At 64.8% G+C, this 19,497-nt stretch carries 15 protein-coding genes; 9 read left to right on the top strand and 6 right to left on the bottom strand.

Translation table 11 applies throughout. The annotated features are described in order from the left end of the window. Nucleotides 1-58 precede the first annotated feature (58 nt). Nucleotides 59-379, bottom strand: coding sequence for a hypothetical protein (locus tag WKB88_RS02855; protein WP_341393028.1), 321 nt, complete (start codon nucleotides 377-379; stop codon nucleotides 59-61). Next, a complete protein-coding gene (locus WKB88_RS02860) occupies nucleotides 354-1,922 on the bottom strand; it encodes a flavin-containing monooxygenase (RefSeq protein ID WP_341393029.1) in 1,569 nt (522 codons plus the stop codon). The genes WKB88_RS02855 and WKB88_RS02860 overlap by 26 nt, the downstream gene beginning before the upstream one ends. A 159-nt stretch (nucleotides 1,923-2,081) precedes the next feature. Here WKB88_RS02860 and WKB88_RS02865 point away from each other — a divergent pair, with 159 nt between their 5' ends. Together WKB88_RS02865 and WKB88_RS02870 are read left to right on the top strand one after the other, a co-directional pair. Next, nucleotides 2,082-2,546: a MarR family winged helix-turn-helix transcriptional regulator gene (locus WKB88_RS02865; RefSeq protein WP_341393030.1), complete on the top strand. Its 465-nt coding sequence runs from the start codon at nucleotides 2,082-2,084 to the stop codon at nucleotides 2,544-2,546. A 316-nt stretch (nucleotides 2,547-2,862) separates the two neighbouring features. After that, nucleotides 2,863-4,497 carry a ribonuclease J gene (locus WKB88_RS02870; protein WP_341393207.1) on the top strand — a complete coding sequence of 545 codons (1,635 nt, stop codon included), beginning with the start codon at nucleotides 2,863-2,865 and terminating at the stop codon, nucleotides 4,495-4,497. A gap of 119 nt (nucleotides 4,498-4,616) precedes the next feature. Here the strand turns inward: WKB88_RS02870 and WKB88_RS02875 are convergent, their stop codons facing one another. Further along, nucleotides 4,617-5,165 carry a DinB family protein gene (locus tag WKB88_RS02875; RefSeq protein WP_445818861.1) on the bottom strand — a complete coding sequence of 183 codons (549 nt, stop codon included), beginning with the start codon at nucleotides 5,163-5,165 and terminating at the stop codon, nucleotides 4,617-4,619. A gap of 80 nt (nucleotides 5,166-5,245) precedes the next feature. Beyond that, nucleotides 5,246-6,241 carry a lantibiotic dehydratase C-terminal domain-containing protein gene (locus WKB88_RS02880; RefSeq protein WP_341393032.1) on the bottom strand — a complete coding sequence of 332 codons (996 nt, stop codon included), beginning with the start codon at nucleotides 6,239-6,241 and terminating at the stop codon, nucleotides 5,246-5,248. 205 nt (nucleotides 6,242-6,446) lie between these two features. Between WKB88_RS02880 and WKB88_RS02885 the strand changes: the two genes are divergently transcribed. The 7 genes from WKB88_RS02885 to WKB88_RS02915 all read left to right on the top strand — a co-directional run bounded on the left by WKB88_RS02885 (nucleotide 6,447) and on the right by WKB88_RS02915 (nucleotide 15,008). Next, nucleotides 6,447-6,947, top strand: a complete 501-nt coding sequence (locus WKB88_RS02885; RefSeq protein ID WP_341393033.1) for a hypothetical protein — start codon at nucleotides 6,447-6,449, stop codon at nucleotides 6,945-6,947. Nucleotides 6,948-7,177: 230 nt separating this feature from the next. After that, the gene (kdpF, locus tag WKB88_RS02890) at nucleotides 7,178-7,267 is read left to right on the top strand and encodes a K(+)-transporting ATPase subunit F (RefSeq protein WP_341393034.1); all 90 of its coding nucleotides are present in this window, start codon (nucleotides 7,178-7,180) and stop codon (nucleotides 7,265-7,267) included. Further along, the gene (kdpA, locus tag WKB88_RS02895) at nucleotides 7,267-8,928 is read left to right on the top strand and encodes a potassium-transporting ATPase subunit KdpA (protein ID WP_341393035.1); all 1,662 of its coding nucleotides are present in this window, start codon (nucleotides 7,267-7,269) and stop codon (nucleotides 8,926-8,928) included. Before kdpF ends, kdpA begins: the two co-directional genes overlap by 1 nt. A gap of 2 nt (nucleotides 8,929-8,930) precedes the next feature. After that, on the top strand, nucleotides 8,931-11,126 hold the full coding sequence (kdpB, locus tag WKB88_RS02900; protein ID WP_341393036.1) for a potassium-transporting ATPase subunit KdpB: 2,196 nt from the start codon (nucleotides 8,931-8,933) through the stop codon (nucleotides 11,124-11,126). A 64-nt stretch (nucleotides 11,127-11,190) separates the two neighbouring features. After that, nucleotides 11,191-11,799, top strand: a complete 609-nt coding sequence (gene kdpC, locus WKB88_RS02905) for a potassium-transporting ATPase subunit KdpC (RefSeq protein WP_341393037.1) — start codon at nucleotides 11,191-11,193, stop codon at nucleotides 11,797-11,799. Between the two features lie 3 nt (nucleotides 11,800-11,802). After that, nucleotides 11,803-14,310 (top strand): DUF4118 domain-containing protein, encoded by a 2,508-nt coding sequence (locus WKB88_RS02910; RefSeq protein ID WP_341393038.1) that lies wholly within the window; start codon nucleotides 11,803-11,805, stop codon nucleotides 14,308-14,310. Continuing rightward, nucleotides 14,307-15,008, top strand: coding sequence for a response regulator (locus WKB88_RS02915; RefSeq protein ID WP_341393039.1), 702 nt, complete (start codon nucleotides 14,307-14,309; stop codon nucleotides 15,006-15,008). The genes WKB88_RS02910 and WKB88_RS02915 overlap by 4 nt, the downstream gene beginning before the upstream one ends. Here the strand turns inward: WKB88_RS02915 and WKB88_RS02920 are convergent. Together WKB88_RS02920 and WKB88_RS02925 are read right to left on the bottom strand one after the other, a co-directional pair. Further along, nucleotides 15,005-16,648: a bifunctional aspartate transaminase/aspartate 4-decarboxylase gene (locus tag WKB88_RS02920; protein ID WP_341393040.1), complete on the bottom strand. Its 1,644-nt coding sequence runs from the start codon at nucleotides 16,646-16,648 to the stop codon at nucleotides 15,005-15,007. The genes WKB88_RS02915 and WKB88_RS02920 overlap by 4 nt on opposite strands. 36 nt (nucleotides 16,649-16,684) lie before the next feature. Continuing rightward, entirely contained in the window at nucleotides 16,685-19,057 is a 2,373-nt protein-coding gene (locus tag WKB88_RS02925; protein WP_341393041.1) for an alkaline phosphatase, read from the bottom strand. Nucleotides 19,058-19,497 lie beyond the last annotated feature (440 nt).

Raw genomic sequence — 19,497 nt, forward strand, 5'->3', positions numbered from 1 at the left:
AGGGCGTTTGAATCCCGGAGCCCGAGGTTTCTGGGCCCGAGTTCCTAGATCCGGGTCCTTAGGCCTGCTGGCTTTCCTTCACGGCCAGGACGTCGAGGATTTCTTCCTCGCGCCATTTCTTCAGCAGACGGTGGAACGCCACCGGTCCGGGTCCGTAGGAAAAGCTGACGGGCGGCGGGTTGCCTTCCCGGTTGTAGTAGCCGGGGGTGCATTCAGCCTGGAACTGCTTGTTGTCGTTTGACGTTTCCTGGATGGTCCGGCACCACTGGGCTTCGGCCTCCGCGGTCGGTTCAATGTAATCCGCCCCGGCCTGCCGCCCCTTGGCGATGACCGCCGCAATGTGGTTGGCCTGTTCAAGCAGGATGTGCACAAAGTTCACTGAGTTCGCATTCTGCAACGGACCCAGGTGGAAGAGGTTCGGGAAGCCGTTGGTGTAGAAGCCGTGAAGAGTCCTCGGTCCCCGGCTCCAGGCCTCGAGCAGCGTGCGTCCGCCGGCCCGTGACGGGCATCGCACCGGAGGTCACGCCGGAGACGCCCACCTCGAACCCGGTCGCGAAAATGACGCAGTCCACCTCGTATTCGACGTCGCCCACCACAATGGACGTCTCGGTCATGCGGGTGATGCCGCCGAAGTCCGCCGTGTCGACCAGCGTGACGTTCGGGCGGTTGAATGGTTCCAGATAGAAGTCGCTGAAGGTGGGCCGCTTGCACATGTAGCGGTACCAGGGCTGAAGGACTTCCGCCGTTGCCGGATCGGACACCACTGCAGCAATCCGGGCCCGGATCTCGTTCATCTTGGCAAAGTCGACCAGCTCGTCAATCCGCTCCCGCTCCTCCGGCGAAACAGTCGTATCGACGGCGCCGCTGATCATCTTGCGCTGGAGCTGCGCCGTGGAGGTCCAGCCGTCTCCGACCAGGTCTTCCTCCACAGGTTCCCCGGCGAGAACAGCGAGGAAGTTGTCCATGCGTTCCTGCTGCCAGCCCGGCTGCAGGGACGCGGCCCATTCCGGGTCGGTGGGACGGTTGTTCCGAACGTCCACCGAGGAAGGGGTGCGCTGGAAGACCAGGAGCTGCTCGGCGTCGCGCGCCACCATGGGGATAACCTGGATGCCCGTGGCTCCGGTGCCAACCACGGCCACCTTTTTGTCGGCCAGCTTTGAAAGCCCGCCAAACTGGTCCCCGCCCGTGTAGCCGTAGTCCCAGCGGCTGGTATGGAAGGTGTGTCCCTTGAAGGAATCAATGCCGGGAATGCCGGGAAGCTTGGGCTGCGTCAGGGTGCCCGAGGACGTGATGACCTGCCGGGCACGCATGCGGTCTCCGCGATCCGTCTCCACGACCCACTCCAGTGCCCCTTCATCCCAAACCATGCCGGTAACCCGGGTATGGAAGACGGCGTCGCGGTAGAGATCGAAGGTTTTCGCTATCGCGACCGCATGCTGACGGATTTCCTCGCCCGGTGCATAGCGTTCACTGGGCATGCCGCCAACCTCTTCGAGCAGCGGCAGGTAGAGGTAAGACTCAATGTCGCAGCGGATGCCGGGGTAGCGGTTCCAGTACCAGGTGCCGCCGAAATCGCCGGCTTCATCCATCATGCGGATATTCTCGATGCCGGCCTGCCGCAGCCGGGCGCCCGTGACGAGCCCGCCGAATCCGCCGCCGATGACCAGGACCTCAACGGAGTCCGTGAGCGGCTCACGCTCAGTCCGTTCGGTATAAGGGTCAGTGGCGTAATAGCCAAAGGTTCCGGTTGCCGGCTGGTACTGGGTGGCGCCGTCGGGCCGGATCCGCCGGTCCCGCTCCGCCTTGTACTTTGCCCTCAACGCTTCAACATCAATATCGGTGTCAAGACCACCGCCAAGACCACCGTCAAGGGTAGGTTCGCTGTGCCCGCCGGAGGTTGCGGATGCACGGTTATTGCTCATCTGTAGTTCCTTACTTCGCGCGAAAAGCGCCCCGGCGAGTCCCCCCACTTTCCGGTCACCGGGATGCCTGTGGATCCAACCATTCGAAAATAGTTAACCTCAGGCTAACTAACTCGTCTGTATGTTTCCTGATTGATGTGGGGCAACTACGGTGAGGACATGACCGATGGAGCCGATGAGCAGCAGGAACGCGACAAAATACTACGAAGCCTGGAATCACTGGCGGATTCCTATCAGGCCACCACACTCCCGGTTCTCCTTGATTCGCTCCTGACGACGGAACTGACCATCCAGCAGTTGAAGGTATTGGCAGTGCTGGCGACAACCGAGGACGGTGCAACCGGCCGCGGGCTGGCGGACTCCTTTGGGGTTTCACTGGCCTCGATGTCCGGGCTCATCGACAGGCTTGTGGCGCAGGGTGCAGCTACCCGGTCCCAGGATGAGAGGGACGGGCGGGTGCGGCGGGTCCGCGCTACTCCGCTGGGCAGGGCGCTGGTCCGGCGCCTCGTGGCGGACCGTCCGGAACTGAACGCCGAACTGCTGCGGCGGCTGCCGCTGGCAGACCTGCGGGCACTGAACCAGGGGCTTCGGGCAGTCCATGCCGAGGTCGCCCGCAAGCCGTGAAAGCCCGGATGCGGTAATAGCAGAAGAAAATGAGAAGATAAGAGAGTCCAAAGGTTTTGGACGACTCCGCCCGTGTGGGCTCATCACTGCTTTGCATCCAACGGCGATCAAAGCGGCGGCAGCCCTGCGGCCCAGGATGCGCGTATCTGCGCGCGGGCCCGGGGGAGTCGACCCCAGAGCGGACCACTGACCTCCTGGTGCCGCGGCGAAGCGCTGCAGCACCCCCGTAGTAACCCCGTACCCGACGAAAGAAACTTCATCCGTGAATAGAACAGCTGCCGCACTGAAAGCCCCCCGGGAACTCGCCAAAGGAACCATGCGCATTGTTGCGCTGGGCGGCATCGGCGAAATCGGCAGAAACATGACCGTATTCGAATTCGACGGCAAGCTGCTGATCGTTGACTGCGGTGTCCTTTTCCCCGAGGAAATCCACCCCGGCGTCAACCTGATCCTGCCTGACTTCTCCTACATCCGGGACCGCCTGCAGGACGTCGCCGGTGTTGTGCTGACCCACGGCCACGAGGACCACATTGGCGGCATCCCCTACCTGCTGCGCGAACGCGCGGACATTCCCCTGATTGGTTCCAAGCTGACGCTCGCGTTTGTTGAAGCCAAGCTCAAGGAACACCGCATCACCCCGAAGCTGATCCAGGTCAAGGAAGGCGACCGCCGGACCATGGGCGGTTTCGACCTCGAGTTCGTGGCCGTCAACCACTCCATCCCTGACAGCCTTGCCGTTGCCATCCGCACCGAGGCCGGAATGATCCTGCACACCGGTGACTTCAAGATGGACCAGTTCCCCCTGGACCGCCGCATCACCGACCTGGCCGGTTTCGCCCGCCTCGGCGCCGAAGGCGTGGACCTGTTCCTGACGGACTCCACCAACGCCGACGTTCCGGGCTTCATGGCGTCCGAAAAGGAACTTGCTCCCGCCATCGACACGGTGTTCCGCACCGCGCCGCGCCGGATCATTGTTTCCAGCTTCGCCAGCCACATCCACCGCATCCAGCAGGTCATCGACGCCGCCGACCGCTACAAGCGCAAGGTCGCCTTCGTGGGCCGGTCGATGATCCGGAACATGACCATCGCCGAGGAACTGGGCTACCTGAACATCCCCAAGGGCATCCTGGTGGACTTCAAGGCGCTCCAGCGCTCCGATGACCCCAAGGTGGTGCTGATCTGCACCGGTTCGCAGGGCGAGCCGCTGGCCGCGCTGTCCCGCATGGCCAACAAGGACCACCCGATCCGCATCCAGGAGAATGACACCGTTCTGCTGGCCAGCTCGCTGATCCCGGGCAATGAGAACGCCATCTACGGCGTCATCAACTCCCTGACCCAGCTCGGCGCCAACGTGGTCCACAAGGGCAACGCCAAGGTGCACGTCTCGGGTCACGCCAGTGCCGGCGAGCTCGCGTACTGCTACAACATCGTCAAGCCGCGCAACGTCATGCCGGTCCACGGCGAATGGCGCCACCTGAAGGCCAACGCAGCCATCGCCGTCGCCACCGGCATGGATCCCCGCGACGTCGTCATTGCAGAAGACGGCGTGACGGTTGACCTGCGCCGCGGCCGCGCCTCGATTTCGGGCAAGGTTCCCGTTGGCCTGGTGTTTGTGGACGGCGACAGCGTCGGACACACCACCGAGGACGACCTCAAGGAGCGCATGCAGCTCTCCGAGCAGGGCTCGGTGACCGTCCTGGCGCTTATCGATCCCGATACCGGCACCGTGGCTGAGCCGCCGGAGTTCTTCATCAAGGGCTTCGCCTGCACGCCGGGCGACGTCAAGAAGGCTGAAGCTGCCGTTGAGAAGGCCATCAACGATGCCGCCGGCCGCGGCCGCGGCGGACGCAACGAGGACCCGGAGGCCGTCATCGAACGCGCCACCGCCAACTGGATGCGCCGTTTCTACAACCGCACTCCGGCGATCACCGCCATTGTTGTGGATGCCTAAAGCACCCGTGCCTGCCTAAAGCAGCAGCTGGGGGCACAAGAGGAGGAGCCGGCGTCGGAAATACGACGCCGGCTCCTCCTCTTTTTGCCGGTACTACCGGGATTGTGGACGAGGTCTTCTCACCGGGTCGAGCCCGTGGTGGCCGACGTGACCGGCAAACTGCCCGGCGGCATGGACCTGCCGGCCAGAATCTGTTCCCGCAGAATATCCGCGTGTCCGCAGTGCTGGGCGAGCTCGCGGAGCATGTGAAGGTAGATCCAGCGCATCGGCACCGGACCCCGCCTGTTACCCGTCACGACGTCGTCAAGGTCCAGCAGAGCAGACGCGGCCCGTGATTCCTCACAGATCCGGCGATGGGCGTCCTGCACGGACTGGATGGTGTCCGCCGTGTAGAGCTGAAAGGACTCATCGGGACCCGGAGGACACCCGATGTCTTCCCGGGAGCGGCACGTGACGGCTTCGTTGAACCACACCTGCTCCACGAAGGAGGCGTGCTTGACCAGCCCCAGCAGCGTTGTTCCGGATGGAACGAGCCGTGTGCGGACCTCCGCTTCCGTGAGCCCCTCCAGACTGTCCCGAATGAATGCTCGATGCTCGTCGAGGAACAGCTGGAATTGCCTAGCCAGCGGTGCTGCGAAAGCGGAGGCATCCTGAGCTGATGAAGTGATCACGAACGAGACACTACCGTCAGTGGAGCATCACCGTGCGAGGGCAGCCGCACTGTGATGCTTCACCGCTTCAGCTAACGCTATGCCGGCTCTCCATCTGCTGGCCGGCCGTTCCGCCGTCCTCCGGAGCGGCCGGCCAGGAGGTCGGCTTCGCGGTCCCTGCTCCAGGTCCGGGCGAACAACCCGAGAGCGGCTTGATCCAAAAGGGTGATGCCCAGGCGATTGAGCAACTGACTGGTCTGGTACATGGTGAGATGGAGGGCGCTGCGGCTGACTTTTTCCTTGTCAGCGCGGTACAAGTAGGAGTCGATGGCTTTGGACCAGCGCCTGCGCCAGTTGGCTACTGCGGGCTCCGAGGCTGTTGCTGCCATGAGCCGGTGTGCAGGCGGTACCCGGGGTGCCAGCTGACCTGTCAGAAGGTCGCGCCGGCGTGCTGCTTCGCTGCCCAGGGACGCGGTGCAGCTGCGCAGATGCGCGTCCCAGTAAAAGTCCCAGGAGACGGCCCGACGGTCGGGCCAGGTGGAAGACCGTGGTCCGCGCATCATCGCATGGCAGGAATCATGCAGAAGTAAGGCTGCAAGGGGGGACCGGCTGTTTGCCCCGGGGAATCGGGCAACCGCCCACACGGCGAGGTCAGAGCCCAGTTCGGAGACCTCAGCCGCGAGGGCGATACCCTCCAGCCCGCCAAATTTAGCCAGGGCCGCTTCAACGTAGGCTGGAACCGGTTCCGTATTCCAGCGTGTGGGCACAGGACCGGACCCGCTGATGCTGATTTCCACTTCGCCCAGATGGGGGGCAGAGAGCTGTACCAGTGCCAGTGCAAAAGACTGCAGCCGTTCAAAAACGCCCGGCGACGCGAGGACCCGGACCTGAACGGAGGGATTGGTTGGGGCGAGGTGACGGCTGTACGTCCACCGTTCCGCCCCCCATATTCTGGCCTGCGCGGCAAAGGGTGTCACAATGTGACCAATAACCGCGTCAGTAAAGTCCTTCCTTGTAGGTTGAATTGTCAGTGTCCACCACACGACGTCGTTATTTAGCGGATTTGCTGCACCAGCCGTACTCACTTGGCTCATTCTTCCCCCAGAAACATGTCAGTGCACCGGCCGTGCGAATGGGGGCCGGGTTCCCAAAGCAGTTATGATTCCACCTAACCAACCGGCCCGGTTGATTCAGGACAGCAATTCCTCACAGATTGTGGATGAACTTGCTAAATATGCTTGCCTATGCCCATCGGGTGACGCCGTCGGGGAGTACAGCCGGCTATCCGGCAGGTGCCCCATGAGCGGCGCCATAGCCGGGAAAGTTGCCGAATGCCTCCGCCACGAACTCCGCAGCTACTTTGGCGGCGTTGCGTTCCAGGTAACCCCGGAAACGGGCTACGGCACTTCCATCATTGAGGTCGCCTGGGCAGACGGTCCGCCGCTGTATGCCGCCGACGTCGTCGTGCGGCAAACGATGCGCCGGCTTAGGGAGGAAATCGGCCACGGACAGGAACTCTCCTCCTGCCGGATCTCCAAGCGGAGAACCATGAGCCCCGACGCAGAGGAGAAGATCCTCGGCCTGCTCGGTTCCGCCCTGGGGATCGAAGAATTCGACATGGACGCAATCCTCCCCACTCCGCCGCTGCTTGCCCGGCCGGAAGGGCGTTTTACCGAGGGGACTATTCCCGAATTCCTGGACCTGTTATTCGAGAAGCTGTCATTTTGCCGTGAATGTCCGGCTCCGGCCTCGGGCGGGGACCTGCCCTGCCCGTGCATCATTGTGTGCCCCGACCGCTGAATTTCCGTTATGGTCCTGCCCGGGTCCGTTAGGAATCCGTAAGGAAACGTAAATACCCCCGGGGACGGGCATCTAATCGTTGAGGCGCCTTTACGCCTCCGCCGGCTGCTGTGTTGGTGGAAGAAAACGATCTGATCCCTGGGGGTCCCCTTGCTAGACGCAGTTATTGTGCTGGGCATTGCGGCGTTTTTTGCCGCCCTGTTCCTGAGCATCCGGGCGGTGGAGAAGCTGTGATCTTCTTTGACGTCCTGTCCCTGGTCCTGGCTGCTGCCGCAGCGGTTTATCTGCTGGCCGCACTGATCCGGCCGGAGCGGTTCTAATGGGTGTCTGGCCGGCTGTCGCCTCGTTCCTCCTGGTGGCACTGCTGCTCGCCGCACTCTACCGTCCACTGGGCGACTACATGGCCCGGTTCTACACCTCCACTAAGAATCTTGCGGTTGAACGCGGCTTTTACCGCCTGATCGGGGTCGACTCCGCTGCCCGGCAATCCTGGCAGTCATATCTGCGCAGTGTCCTGGCGTTTTCGGCCATTGGCATGCTGTTCCTCTACGTGCTGCAGCGCACCCAGCATCTGCTGCCGGGATCCCTCGGGCTGCCCCCTGTGCCGGAAGGCCTCGCCTTCAACACTGCGGCGTCCTTTGTAGCCAATACCAACTGGCAGTCCTATTCGCCGGAAGTGACCATGGGCTATGCGGTCCAGCTCACCGGACTTGCCGTGCAGAACTTCCTCTCCGCCGCCGTCGGCCTGGCAGTTGCCGTGGCCCTGGTCCGTGCCTTCGCTTCCCGTAAAGAAGACACCATCGGCAATTTCTGGACCGATATGACCCGCTCCGTCCTGCGCCTGCTGCTTCCCGGCGCCTTCCTCGGCGCGCTGGTGCTGCTGGCTGGAGGCGTGATCCAGAACTTCAACGGCTTCACCGACGCAGCGACACTCAGTGGCGGCACCCAGAGCATTCCGGGCGGCCCGGTGGCCTCGCAGGAGGCCATCAAGCTCCTGGGAACCAACGGCGGCGGTTTCTTCAACGCCAACTCATCCCATCCGTTCGAGAATCCCTCGGCCTGGACCAATCTGGTCCAGATTGTGCTGATGCTCGCCATTCCCTTCAGCCTTCCCCGCACTTTCGGCACCATACTGGGCGACCGGAAGCAGGGCTACGCGATCCTCGCGGCAATGGCGGGAATCTTCACCGTTTCAGCAGCTGCCATGACGGCACTCGAGTTCTCCGCGGCCTCGGGGGAGGCCGGTTCCATGGAAGGGAAGGAACAGCGCTTCGGCATTGCAGCGTCGACCCTGTTCGGCACCACCAGCACGGCCACTTCCACCGGCGCGGTGAACTCCATGCATGACAGCTTCAGCCCGCTGGGCGGCATGATGGCCATGCTGAACATGATGCTCGGCGAGGTGGCACCGGGCGGTGTCGGATCGGGCCTGTACGGGATGCTGATCCTGGCCCTGGTGACCTCCTTCATCGCCGGCCTGCTCGTGGGCCGCACCCCTGAATATCTCGGCAAGAAGATCGGCCCGCGCGAAATCAAGCTGGCCAGCCTCTACCTGCTGACCATGCCCACCGTCGTCCTGGCCGGCACGGCACTGAGCTTCGCCGTCCCGGGCATCCGCGAGGATGTGCAGGACACCTCGATCCTCAACCCCGGACTGCACGGCTTCAGCGAGGTTCTCTACGCCTTCACATCCGCCGCGAACAACAACGGTTCCGCATTTGCCGGGCTCACGGCCAACACTCCGTGGCTGAACACAGCCCTGGGCCTGGCTATGCTGCTGGGCCGGTTCCTGCCAATGCTCTTTGTCCTGGCACTGGCCGGTTCCCTCGCTGCACAGGACCGGGTGCCGGTATCCGCCGGAACCCTGCCCACCCACCGACCCCAGGCAGTGGTGATGCTGTGCGGCGTCACCGTCATCGTGACCGCACTGACCTTCTTTCCCGTACTCGCGCTGGGTCCCCTGGCGGAAGGGTTGCTCTGACCATGACCACCTTGACGAAAAACTCCAGTACCCATCAGCCCGGGTCAGATCCCGGCTCCGCTGCGGACAGCCCGGCAGCGGCCTCCGGAAGCAAAAGCGGCCAGGGAAGCGGTTTCTCCGTAGCCCAGCTTGCCGCTGCCTTTCCGGGGGCCCTGCGCAAGCTGGATCCGCGGATCATGTGGCATACGCCGGTGATGTTCATCGTGGAGGCGGGCGCCGCGCTGATTACCGTCATTGCAGTGGCGGAGTCCGTCACCGGCAGTGCCGGCGCCTCCGGGGGCAGCGCGGTTCCGGGCAGCTTCACCTGGCTGATTGCGGCCTGGCTCTGGCTAACCGTCATCTTCGCCAACCTCGCCGAATCCGTGGCCGAGGGCAGGGGCAAGGCCCAGGCGGCGTCGCTGCGCGCCACCCGCACCACCACTCCTGCACAGCGGGTCTCCGGCTACGATCCCTCCGGTGATCCGTCCGCGTCCCGCACTTCGGTGGAGGAGGTTGCCTCCGCCGATCTGGTGCTCGACGACGTCGTGGTGGTCACCGCGGGCGGAATCATCCCCGGTGACGGCGACATCGTTGACGGCATCGCGTCGGTGGACGAATCCGCGATTACGGGTGAATCCGCTCCCGTGGTCCGGGAGTCCGGCGGCGACCGTTCAGCGGTTACCGGCGGCACCCGGGTCCTCTCGGACCGGATCGTCGTGCGGATTACCAGCAAGCCGGGGGAGACCTTTGTGGACCGAATGATCCGCCTGGTGGAAGGGGCAGCCCGGCAGAAAACGCCGAACGAGATCGCCCTGGACATCCTGCTGGCCACCCTGTCCCTGATCTTCCTGGTGGTGGTGGTGACGCTGAACCCGCTCGCCGGGTATGCCGGTGCCGCCGTGAGTATTCCGGTGCTGGTGGCGCTGCTGGTCTGTTTGATCCCCACCACCATTGGTGCGCTGCTCTCCGCCATCGGCATCGCCGGCATGGACCGGCTGGTCCAGCACAATGTGCTGGCCATGTCCGGTCGCGCCGTTGAGGCCGCCGGTGACGTCACCACGCTGCTGCTGGATAAAACCGGCACCATTACCTACGGCAACCGGCAGGCCGCGGGCTTCATCCCGGTGGCCGGGGCTGACCGGGACGAACTTATTCGTGCCGCCGTCCTGTCCTCGGCGGAAGACCCGACGCCGGAAGGCAAATCGATCGTGGACCTGGCAGCAGGCATGGGCATGACATATGTCAAAGACGCCGACGCCGTCAGCGTTCCCTTCACCGCCCAGACCCGGATGAGCGGCCTGGACAGTGCCGACGGAACCCGGATCCGCAAGGGTGCAGGCTCGGCCGTCATGGACTGGGCGGCGGAGTCCGGCGGCATCGAGGTTGAGGTGCTCTCGGATCTGACGTACCAGGTGGACAAGATCTCCTCGGGCGGCGGCACGCCGCTGGTGGTGGCGGTCCGCGATGCCGACAGCAGCGCCAGGATTCTCGGCGTCGTGCACCTGAAGGACGTGGTCAAGGACGGCCTGCGGGAACGTTTCGCCCAGCTGCGCACCATGGGCATCCGCACGGTCATGATCACGGGCGACAATCCCCGCACCGCTAAGGCGATTGCCGCCGAGGCCGGGGTGGATGACTTCCTGGCCGAAGCCACCCCGGAGGACAAAATGGCACTGATCCGCAGGGAACAGGCCAAAGGCCAGCTGGTGGCCATGACCGGGGACGGCACCAATGATGCCCCGGCACTGGCCCAGGCCGACGTCGGTGTGGCCATGAATACCGGAACGTCGGCTGCGAAGGAGGCCGGCAACATGGTGGACCTGGACTCGGATCCGACCAAGCTGATCGATATTGTCCGGATCGGCAAGCAGCTGCTGATCACCCGCGGAGCCCTGACCACGTTCTCGATCGCCAATGACGTGGCCAAGTACTTTGCGATCATTCCCGCCATGTTCATGGGGGTGTTCCCGGGACTGGCCGTCCTGAACGTCATGAACCTGCACTCGCCCTCCTCAGCGATCCTCTCCGCCGTCATCTTCAATGCGGTGGTGATCATCGCCCTGATTCCGCTGGCACTGCGCGGCGTGAAATACCGTGCCGCCAACGCCTCGGGGATCCTGACCCGCAACCTGCTGGTCTTCGGCGTCGGCGGGGTGGTGGCACCCTTCATCGGGATCAAGCTCATCGATCTGGCCGTCAGCCTGATTCCGGGGTTCTGATGCGGCAGGTGCGGGCAGCACACCCGGACAGACAAAACACCACAACTTATCCCCAGGGAGCATCATGAGTACCGCACGCACGTCCGCCCGGCAGCTGGGAGTGGCCCTTCGGGCCGTCGCTGTCCTAACCCTCGCACTGGGCCTCGTCTATCCGCTGGTGGTCACCGGCCTAGGCCAGGCGGTGGCCGGCAACCGGGCCAACGGTTCCCCGGTTACCGTGGACGGCACAACAGTGGGTTCCGAGCTGATCGGCCAGTCCTTTACGGACGAAAACGGTGCAGCCCTGCCGCAGTGGTTCCAGTCCCGGCCGTCGGCTGCCGGAGACGGGTACGACGGCGGGGCCTCCGGCGGCTCGAACCTGGGCCCCACCAACCCGGATCTGGCAGCAGCAATCCGGGAACGGCGCACCGCCGTCGCCGAGCTGGAGGGAGTGGACCCGGATGACGTGCCGGCGGACGCCCTGACGGCGTCGTCGTCGGGCCTGGATCCCCACATCAGCCCCGAATACGCGCTGTTGCAGGCGGATAGGGTCGCTGCCGAACGCGGCCTGGGTACCGGCGAAGTGCGGGCGCTGGTCGAGGCTGCGGTGGAGGGCAGGCAGGCAGGAGTGCTGGGTCAGGGCCGGGTCAACGTGTTGAAGCTGAACATCGCGCTCTCGGAGCTGGACACTTAGAACATGACACGAGGACAACTCCGGGTATTCCTGGGCGCTGCGCCCGGAGTGGGCAAGACCTACACCATGCTTGAAGAGGGTCGGCGGCTGTCCGGCGAGGGCAGGGACGTGGCGGTGGCGGTGGTGGAAACCCACGGCCGCGCCGCCACGGCCGCCATGGCCGAAGGCCTCGAAACGGTCCCGCCCGTCATGGTTAACCACCGGGGACTGGTGCTCTCCGAGCTGGACCTGGGCGGGGTCCTGACCCGCCGGCCGGACTATGCGCTGGTGGACGAGCTCGCCCACACGAACGCCCCCGGCCTGGAGCACGCCAAGCGCTGGCAGGATGTCCAGGCCCTGCTCGACGCCGGGATCAACGTCCTGTCCACCGTGAACATCCAGCACATCGAGTCCCTGAACGACGTCATCGAGCAGATCACCGGTACCGTGCAGCGCGAGACGGTGCCGGATTCGGTGCTGCGGGCGGCGGACCAGGTGGAGCTGGTGGACATCGCTCCGCAACTGCTGCGCGGCCGGCTCTCCTCCGGCATCATTTACCCCTCCGGCCGGGTGGATGCGGCGCTGTCCAACTACTTCCGGCTCGGCAACCTCACCGCGCTTCGCGAGCTGGCGCTGCTGTGGCTGGCGGACGAAGTGGACAGCGCCCTGAAGCGCTACCGGGCGGAGAACGGCATCCGCAACAAATGGGAGGCACGGGAACGGGTGGTGGTGGCCCTGACCGGCGGCCCCGAGGGGCAGACACTGCTGCGCCGCGGAGCCCGGATTGCCGCCCGTTCCGCCGGCGGTGAGCTGCTGGCCGTGCACATCACCAGTCCCGACGGGCTGCGGGAAGCCCACCCGGGTGAACTCGCAGCCCAGCGGGGACTCGTGGAAAAACTGGGCGGCACCTTCCACCAGGTGATCGGCACCGAGGTTCCGCAGGCCCTGGTGGAATTTGCCCGCGGCGTGAACGCCACCCAGCTGGTGATCGGAGTGAGCCGCCGCCCGCGCATCTGGGCGCTGCTCACCGGCCCCGGCATCGGTGCGACCGTGGTGCGCGAGTCGGGGGACATCGACGTGCACATCGTGAACCACCCGGCAGCTGGCGGACGGCCGGTCCTGCCGCGGCTCGGCGGAGCACTGACGGTTCGACGGCGGTTGTCCGGCCTGGCCCTGGCGCTGGCCGGCGGGCCCCTGCTGACCTGGCTGCTGGTGGCCATGAGCACTCCCGCCTCGATCACCGGCGATGTCCTCAGCTACCAGCTGCTGGTCATCCTGGTGGCGCTGACCGGCGGCATCTGGCCGGCGATGTTTGCTGCACTGCTCTCCGGCATCACCCTGGACTATTTCTTTATCCAGCCCCTCTACACAGTCACCGTTGCCACCCCGGAACATGTCCTCGCCCTGGTCCTGTACGTCGTCAACGCCGTTTTGGTCAGCTATGTCGTAGACCGCGCCGCCCGGCGTTCGCGCACGGCACGCCGCGCCGCAGCCGAATCGGAGCTGCTGGCCTCAGTGGCCGGAAGCGTCCTGCGCGGTGAGGACGCCCTGGGTGCACTGGTCAACCGCACCCGGGAGGCCTTCAACCTCCGGTGCGTCCGGTTGCTGGCCGACGGCGCCGAGCTGGCCGCCGCCGGGCTGGCGTCCGGAAGTACGGCTGCCACGCAGCTCCCGGTGGGGGAGCGGGCGGTGCTGGAACTGTACGGGCGGGATCTGGAGGCGTCGGACCGCAGGCTGCTGGCCGTTATCACTGCCCAGCTGGAGGCCGCCCTGGACTTTGGCGACCTGGCCCAGACCGCTGAGGGACTGGGTTCACTGGCAGCGGCGGACAAGGTCCGTACTGCGCTGCTCGCCGCCGTCGGGCACGATCTCCGACGCCCGCTGACCGCAGCCACCGCCGCTGTCACCGGCCTGCGGGCACCGGATGTGCAGTGGAGCGAGTCGGACCGCGCGGAGCTGCTCGCCACGGCGGAGGAATCCCTGGCCACGCTCTCCGACCTGGTCACGAGCCTGCTGGACGTCAGCAGGCTGCAGGCCGGCGTCCTCGGTGTGAGCCTGGCACCGCTGGAGATTGCGGAAGCTGTGCTGCCGGCGCTGGAGGAGCTGGCTCTTGGTCCGGCCGAAGTCGAGCTGGAGCTTCCCGCGGACCTGCCGCCGGTGCTCGCCGATTCGGTGCTGCTCCAGCGCGTCCTGGTAAACCTGCTGGCCAACGCCGTGCGGTTTGCTCCGGCCGGCAGCAAAGTGGTGCTGGCGGGGAGCGCATTTGCCGGACGTGTGGAAGTGCGGGTCATAGACTGTGGGCCGGGAATCCCGGCGGAACGCCTCGAAGATGTGTTTGTGCCGTTCCAGCGGCTCGGGGATACCGATAATCTGACCGGTCTTGGTCTGGGACTTGCCCTGGCCAAGGGTTTCATGGAGGGCATGATGGGAACGCTGGAAACCGAGGACACACCCGGAGGCGGGCTGACCATGGTGTTGTCCCTGCCTGCCGCAGAAGTACCCGTTCCGGCTGAAGCACCGGGTGTCCGGTGAAGGTCCTCATTGCCGACGATGACGTCCAGATTCTCCGTGCCCTCCGGATCACCCTGTCCGCCTACGGCTACGAGGTGGCCACTGCCGCCGACGGCGCTGCCGCGGTCCGCAAGGCCGTGGAGGAACACCCCGACCTCATTGTCCTGGATTTGGGCATGCCCCGGCTCAGCGGTATGGAGGTCATCGAGGCGGTGCGGGGCTGGAGCCGTGCGCCGATCCTGGTCATCTCCGGCCGAACGGACTCGGCCGACAAGGTCCGCGCCCTCGACCTCGGGGCCGACGACTACGTCACCAAGCCCTTTTCCACCGAAGAACTAATGGCCCGGATCCGTGCCCTGACCCGCCGCACGCCGGCAGCTCCGGAACAGTCCGAAGTGGTGTTCGGGGACGTCCGGGTGGATTTGGCGGCGAAGGCTGTGGTCCGCATCCCGGACGGTTCCTCCATCCACCTGACCCCCACTGAGTGGCGGCTGCTGGAGGCTCTGGTCCAGCACCCGGGCAGGCTGATCAGCCAGCCCACCCTGCTCAACGACGTCTGGGGTCCAGGAACCACCGATACGGGCTATCTCCGCCTCTACATGGGACAGCTGCGCCGCAAGCTCGAAACCGATCCGGCGGTGCCGGTGCACTTCGTGACCGAACACGGCATGGGATACCGCTTTGTTCCTGCCGGTTCGGCACCCCCGCCCGGGAGCTAGGGGTTGCTGCCTTCCGCAGGTCCCGCACCGGCCGGTTCGCCGCGGCTGAACATTCCGTAGTACTCCTCCACAACCCGCCGGGTGGCGGTACCAATGGCGCGGTACTCATGATCCGTGAGGTTGGCCAGCGACACCCGTGCGGAGGGGACACTGACATCGAACCCGCTGCCCGGCAACAAAACCACGCCCGTTTCTGCAGCCAGCCGCAGCAGGAAGTGCAGGCCCAGATCCGTCCGGGAAGCAAGCCAGTTCCGGAACTGCGGGCCGTACAGCCTTCCGCCCAGTTCTTCCAGGTCAATCACGCTGTAGTACCCGACGTCGTCGGGCCCGCGGACCGATGGAACCCCCATGCTCCGGTACAGGGTGTCGTATCTGCCGCGGATCAGGTCTTTTGCCGCATCCTGGTACCGGTGCAGACGGTCCATGAGTCCGTGCAGGGCAAAGAGCACCATTTGCAGCTGCTGCGGACCCGAGAGACCCGCCGTGTGGTTCAAAGCCACCGTCCTGCTGTCAGCCACCAGCCGGTCCATGAACGCCAGATCCCCGGCATCGGTCGTCAGGGAGGCGTACCGCGCGTCCAGACGCTGCTTCTCATCCGGGGGCAGGTCCTGAAGCAGGGCATCAATCACGTTCTCCCGGTGCAGGGCGACGGTTCCAAGCCGCCAACCGGTGGCTCCGAAGTACTTCGAAAAGGAATACACGCACACGGTGTTGCGCGGGCAGGCGGCAAAGACCGAGACATAGTTGTCCGCGAACGTGCCGTAGACATCGTCGGTGATGATGATCAGATCCCGGCGTTCCTCCGCTACCAGGCGGGCGAGCCGGTCCAGCACCTCCCCGGGCTGCCGGGACGACGGCGGATTGCTGGGATTGACGAGGCAGAACACCTTAATCGCCGGATCGAGGAGCTTGTCCAGTTCGGAGTCCGGAAGCCGCCAGTCCTCCGCCTCGTCCATCCGCAGCAGCACTGTTTCCAGCCCGTACTCCGGCAGCACCGGGATCTCCAGGTACGGAGAGAAGATCGGTGCCGCGAGCGCGATTCGGTCTCCCGGAGCTATGAGTCCGTTGGCAGCCAGGCTGGAGAAGAGGTAGGTCATGGCGGCTGTGCCGCCCTCGGTGGGAAACACGTCAAAGGTTCCGGCAGAGGTCCGGGGTCCGAACAGCTCCTGGGTCAGATAGGCCCGCAGTACCTCCTCTGTGCGGGGAAGCACCCGAGGGGGTGTGGGATAGAAGCAGCCCAGGAAGGCGGTGACCATTTCCGCCAGGAACTGCTCCCGGTCCAGTCCGAGTTGGTCATGGACATAGCTGAGTGCCGACCGGAGGAAGGACAGACCACCACGCTGCGGATCCTGAACGACAAAGGCATTAAACCGTCCAAGCATTCCGTCCCGCTCCGGCAGGCCGCCGAAGCCGCTGTCCAGATAGGAGTACGAGCGCTCCGACTCGGAGACGGCAAAGTCTCCAAGGGCCAGGAACGCCCGCCGTGGAAGGGTTGCCAGAAAGTTCGGGTTTCCCCTGCCGGCATTCAGCATCAACCGGTCCCGCTCAGAGGAGGCAAGACTGATCAGCCGGTCCTTCAGCTCGAACGGGCTCAGTCCGGCCAGGGCAGCCGGATCCGGGGTGTTCGCGTTCCCTTCCACGGGGCTCCTATCCGGCTCCGGAGATGTGGGCTCAGTCTAAGAACGGCTGTAGGCCCTCGGCAGCTTCAAACCGCGCTCCTCCATGACTGAACGCAGCAGAGTTGGATAATCGGTGATGAGTCCGTCCACCCCCAGGTCCATCAGGGCGTTCATGGCCTCCGCGGTGTTGACCGTCCACGGGATGACTGGAAGGCCGGCGTCATGTGCCTCCCGGATCATCTGCGCTGTGACTGTGGTTGCGAGAGGGGAGAGGACGTCGTATCCCGCCGCAGCCGCAGCCAACGCCGGCGATCCGTTGTAGTCGTCGATATCTAGCCCGCCCAGCTGCGGTGCTGCGCCGGGCTGGCCCACCTGCAGGGCAACGGCGTCTTCGGCCAGGGCCACAAGCTTTAGGTCCGGAGCGATTGCGGCCACCAGGTTCAGGGCAGACCAGTCAAAGGACTGAATTGTGGTGCGGCGTTCCCGGCCCGAGGCTTCAACCTCCTCGACGACGGCACGTGCCAGGGCTTCCATTCCCGGACCGCCTTCCAGTCCCTCTTCAACCTTGGTCTCAACATTGAAGCGGATTTTCCGGGCATCGTAAGCGTCGGCCAGGGCGTAGACGTCGCGCAGTTCCGCAATGCGGTTGCCCTGCACCACCTCCTGCTCCGGGTAACCCGGCAGCTGCTGGAAGCCGCAGTCAAGGGTTTTGATCTGTGCCAGATCCAGGAGCGCGACGCGGTCACCCACATACGGGAATTCGGGATCCGCGGGCCGGGCCGGTGCGGTGTCGCGGCACTTCTCCGGCATGATGACGTCGTCATGCCAGACAATCACCTTGCCGTCTTCGGTCAGGTGGGTATCCAGTTCCAGGGTGCTGACTCCCAGTTCCAGCGAGTGCGCAAAGGCAGTGAGGGATTCCTCCGTGTATTCGCCCCGCCCGCCGCGGTGGGACTGCAGGTCGAAGCGGCCTTTGGGATGGTGCCAGCCCGGGGGAGGGGTGCCGCCGCCGTTGTCGCCGTCGCCCGCCCCGGCACGCATCACCTCGACCATGACGTCGAAGATGCGTGTGTTTTCATAGACTCCGGTCAGAAGCTCCGATCCCGGTCCCATTGCGGTCAGCGGAACGTCCAGGGCGGTGTGGCCGTCCGTGGTCCAGTCCACCATGAACTGCTGTTCGGAGTTGGCCACCGGCAGCGGGCCGTCTTCTGCTGAAAGGCCGTCTCCGGACTCGTCCGGTTCCTCTCCGGGCTCGGGCACATCGACGGCTTCAATGGTCATGCCGCCGGTCTGGTGGTCACCCACCACAATCAGCAGGGTGTCTCCGTCCTGCTCCGCGAAGTCCTTCGCCAGGGCGACGGAGCGGTCAAACTCAATTCCAGAGTCGATGGTAAGTTCGGCGTCATTGACATGGCTGAAGGAATCGATGCCTTCTTCCTCCACCATGAGGAAGAAGCCGGCGTCTTCGTTGCTGCCGCCGCCTCCGCCGCCTTTACCTCCACCGCCCTTGCCGCCGCCCCCTTTGCCCCCTTGGGCTTCGCTGCCGCCGGCTTGGGCTTTACCGGCGCCGCCGTTGCCGTAGCCGTCGCCGGTCCCGCCGGAGGTGAGCACCTCGAGCGCCTTCGCTGTCATCTCTGTCAGCGGCACCGTCGGCTCATACAGTTCCTCGACGTCTTCGCCATACTGGAACATTTCCTCATTTGCGAACAGACCCAGCAGCATGGAGGAATCCGCTTCCTGCAGGCCCTCCAGATCCCAGACATATTCGTAACCGAGGGACTGGGCCTCTTCCACCAGGTTCCCTTCGGTTCCGGCGCTCTCCTCTGACGGATCCTCGGGCGGGTTGTCCGGGAACCGTCCAGGATCGCCGGCCGGGTACCAGTGGTCTTCTCCGCCGCCGAGGATGACTTCAGGGCGGCTGCTCTCCAGGAACTGCCGGGCAATGGCACTTTGCTCGTCCCGGTCCAGCACATGGGAGCCGAATGCTGCCGGTGTGGCGTCAGTGACGTTGCTCGTGGTGACCAGTCCGGTGGACTTTCCCAGTTCCTCGGCCACTTCCAGTGCCGTGGTGACCGGCTGCTGGTTCAGGTCCACCCCGATGGCTCCGTTGTAGGTTTTCACCCCGGTGGCCATCGATGTGGCTGCCGCAGCTGAGTCGGTCACAAAAGTCTCCGGATCTGCGGAGTTGGTATGCACCCGTCCGACGGCGGGCATCGAGTCCATTTCCAGTTCACCCGTCAGCCCCACCAGCGCCAGACGGATCGCCTCGCGCTGCCCCGGACCCATGCCGTCCCCCACCATGAGGATCACGTTCTGCGCTGCGGGGGAGCCGTCGTCGCCGTTGCCTCCGCCGCGGCCGTTTCCCTGCATCCCCGGAGCGGGGACGGTTCCTGACAAAACGACGGCGGCAACAGCCGCCGTCGTTATCATCCGTTTTGCGTTTTTTCCTGCATGTGGATACTTCACAGCGGCATTCCTCCCAGAGTGCGGTGGAGGGGCCGGCAGTGTCCCGGCCCTTCTGGTATGCCCCGTGACGTGAGTAGCCTCGCGAGGCGTGTGTTTCCCCCGTGGCGTCCACAGTTCTCACCCACGGGCCGGCAGTCAAGGGAAACTGGTTCAACAGAGCTGATTGCAGAAATTGTGCAGCGGTTTTCCTTTCGACTCTTGCATTTCGAGCCGGAGAGGAGGCGGCACGCCCAGATATCCGAACCAGTGCGGCGGGCACTGGAACCACCCCTGATATGCACGGCTGACGCACCGGAACCGCCTTGAGTTTCACTCTTGCGGAGTTGGAAACTCTGAAATAGGCTTCGGGAACCGGCTTTCGAACTCTGTCAGCTGCTTCGAAAACGTCAGCTGTTTCGGAAAAC

The organism is Arthrobacter sp. G119Y2, from assembly GCF_038069765.1.
Classification (GTDB): Bacteria; Actinomycetota; Actinomycetes; order Actinomycetales; family Micrococcaceae; genus Arthrobacter_B.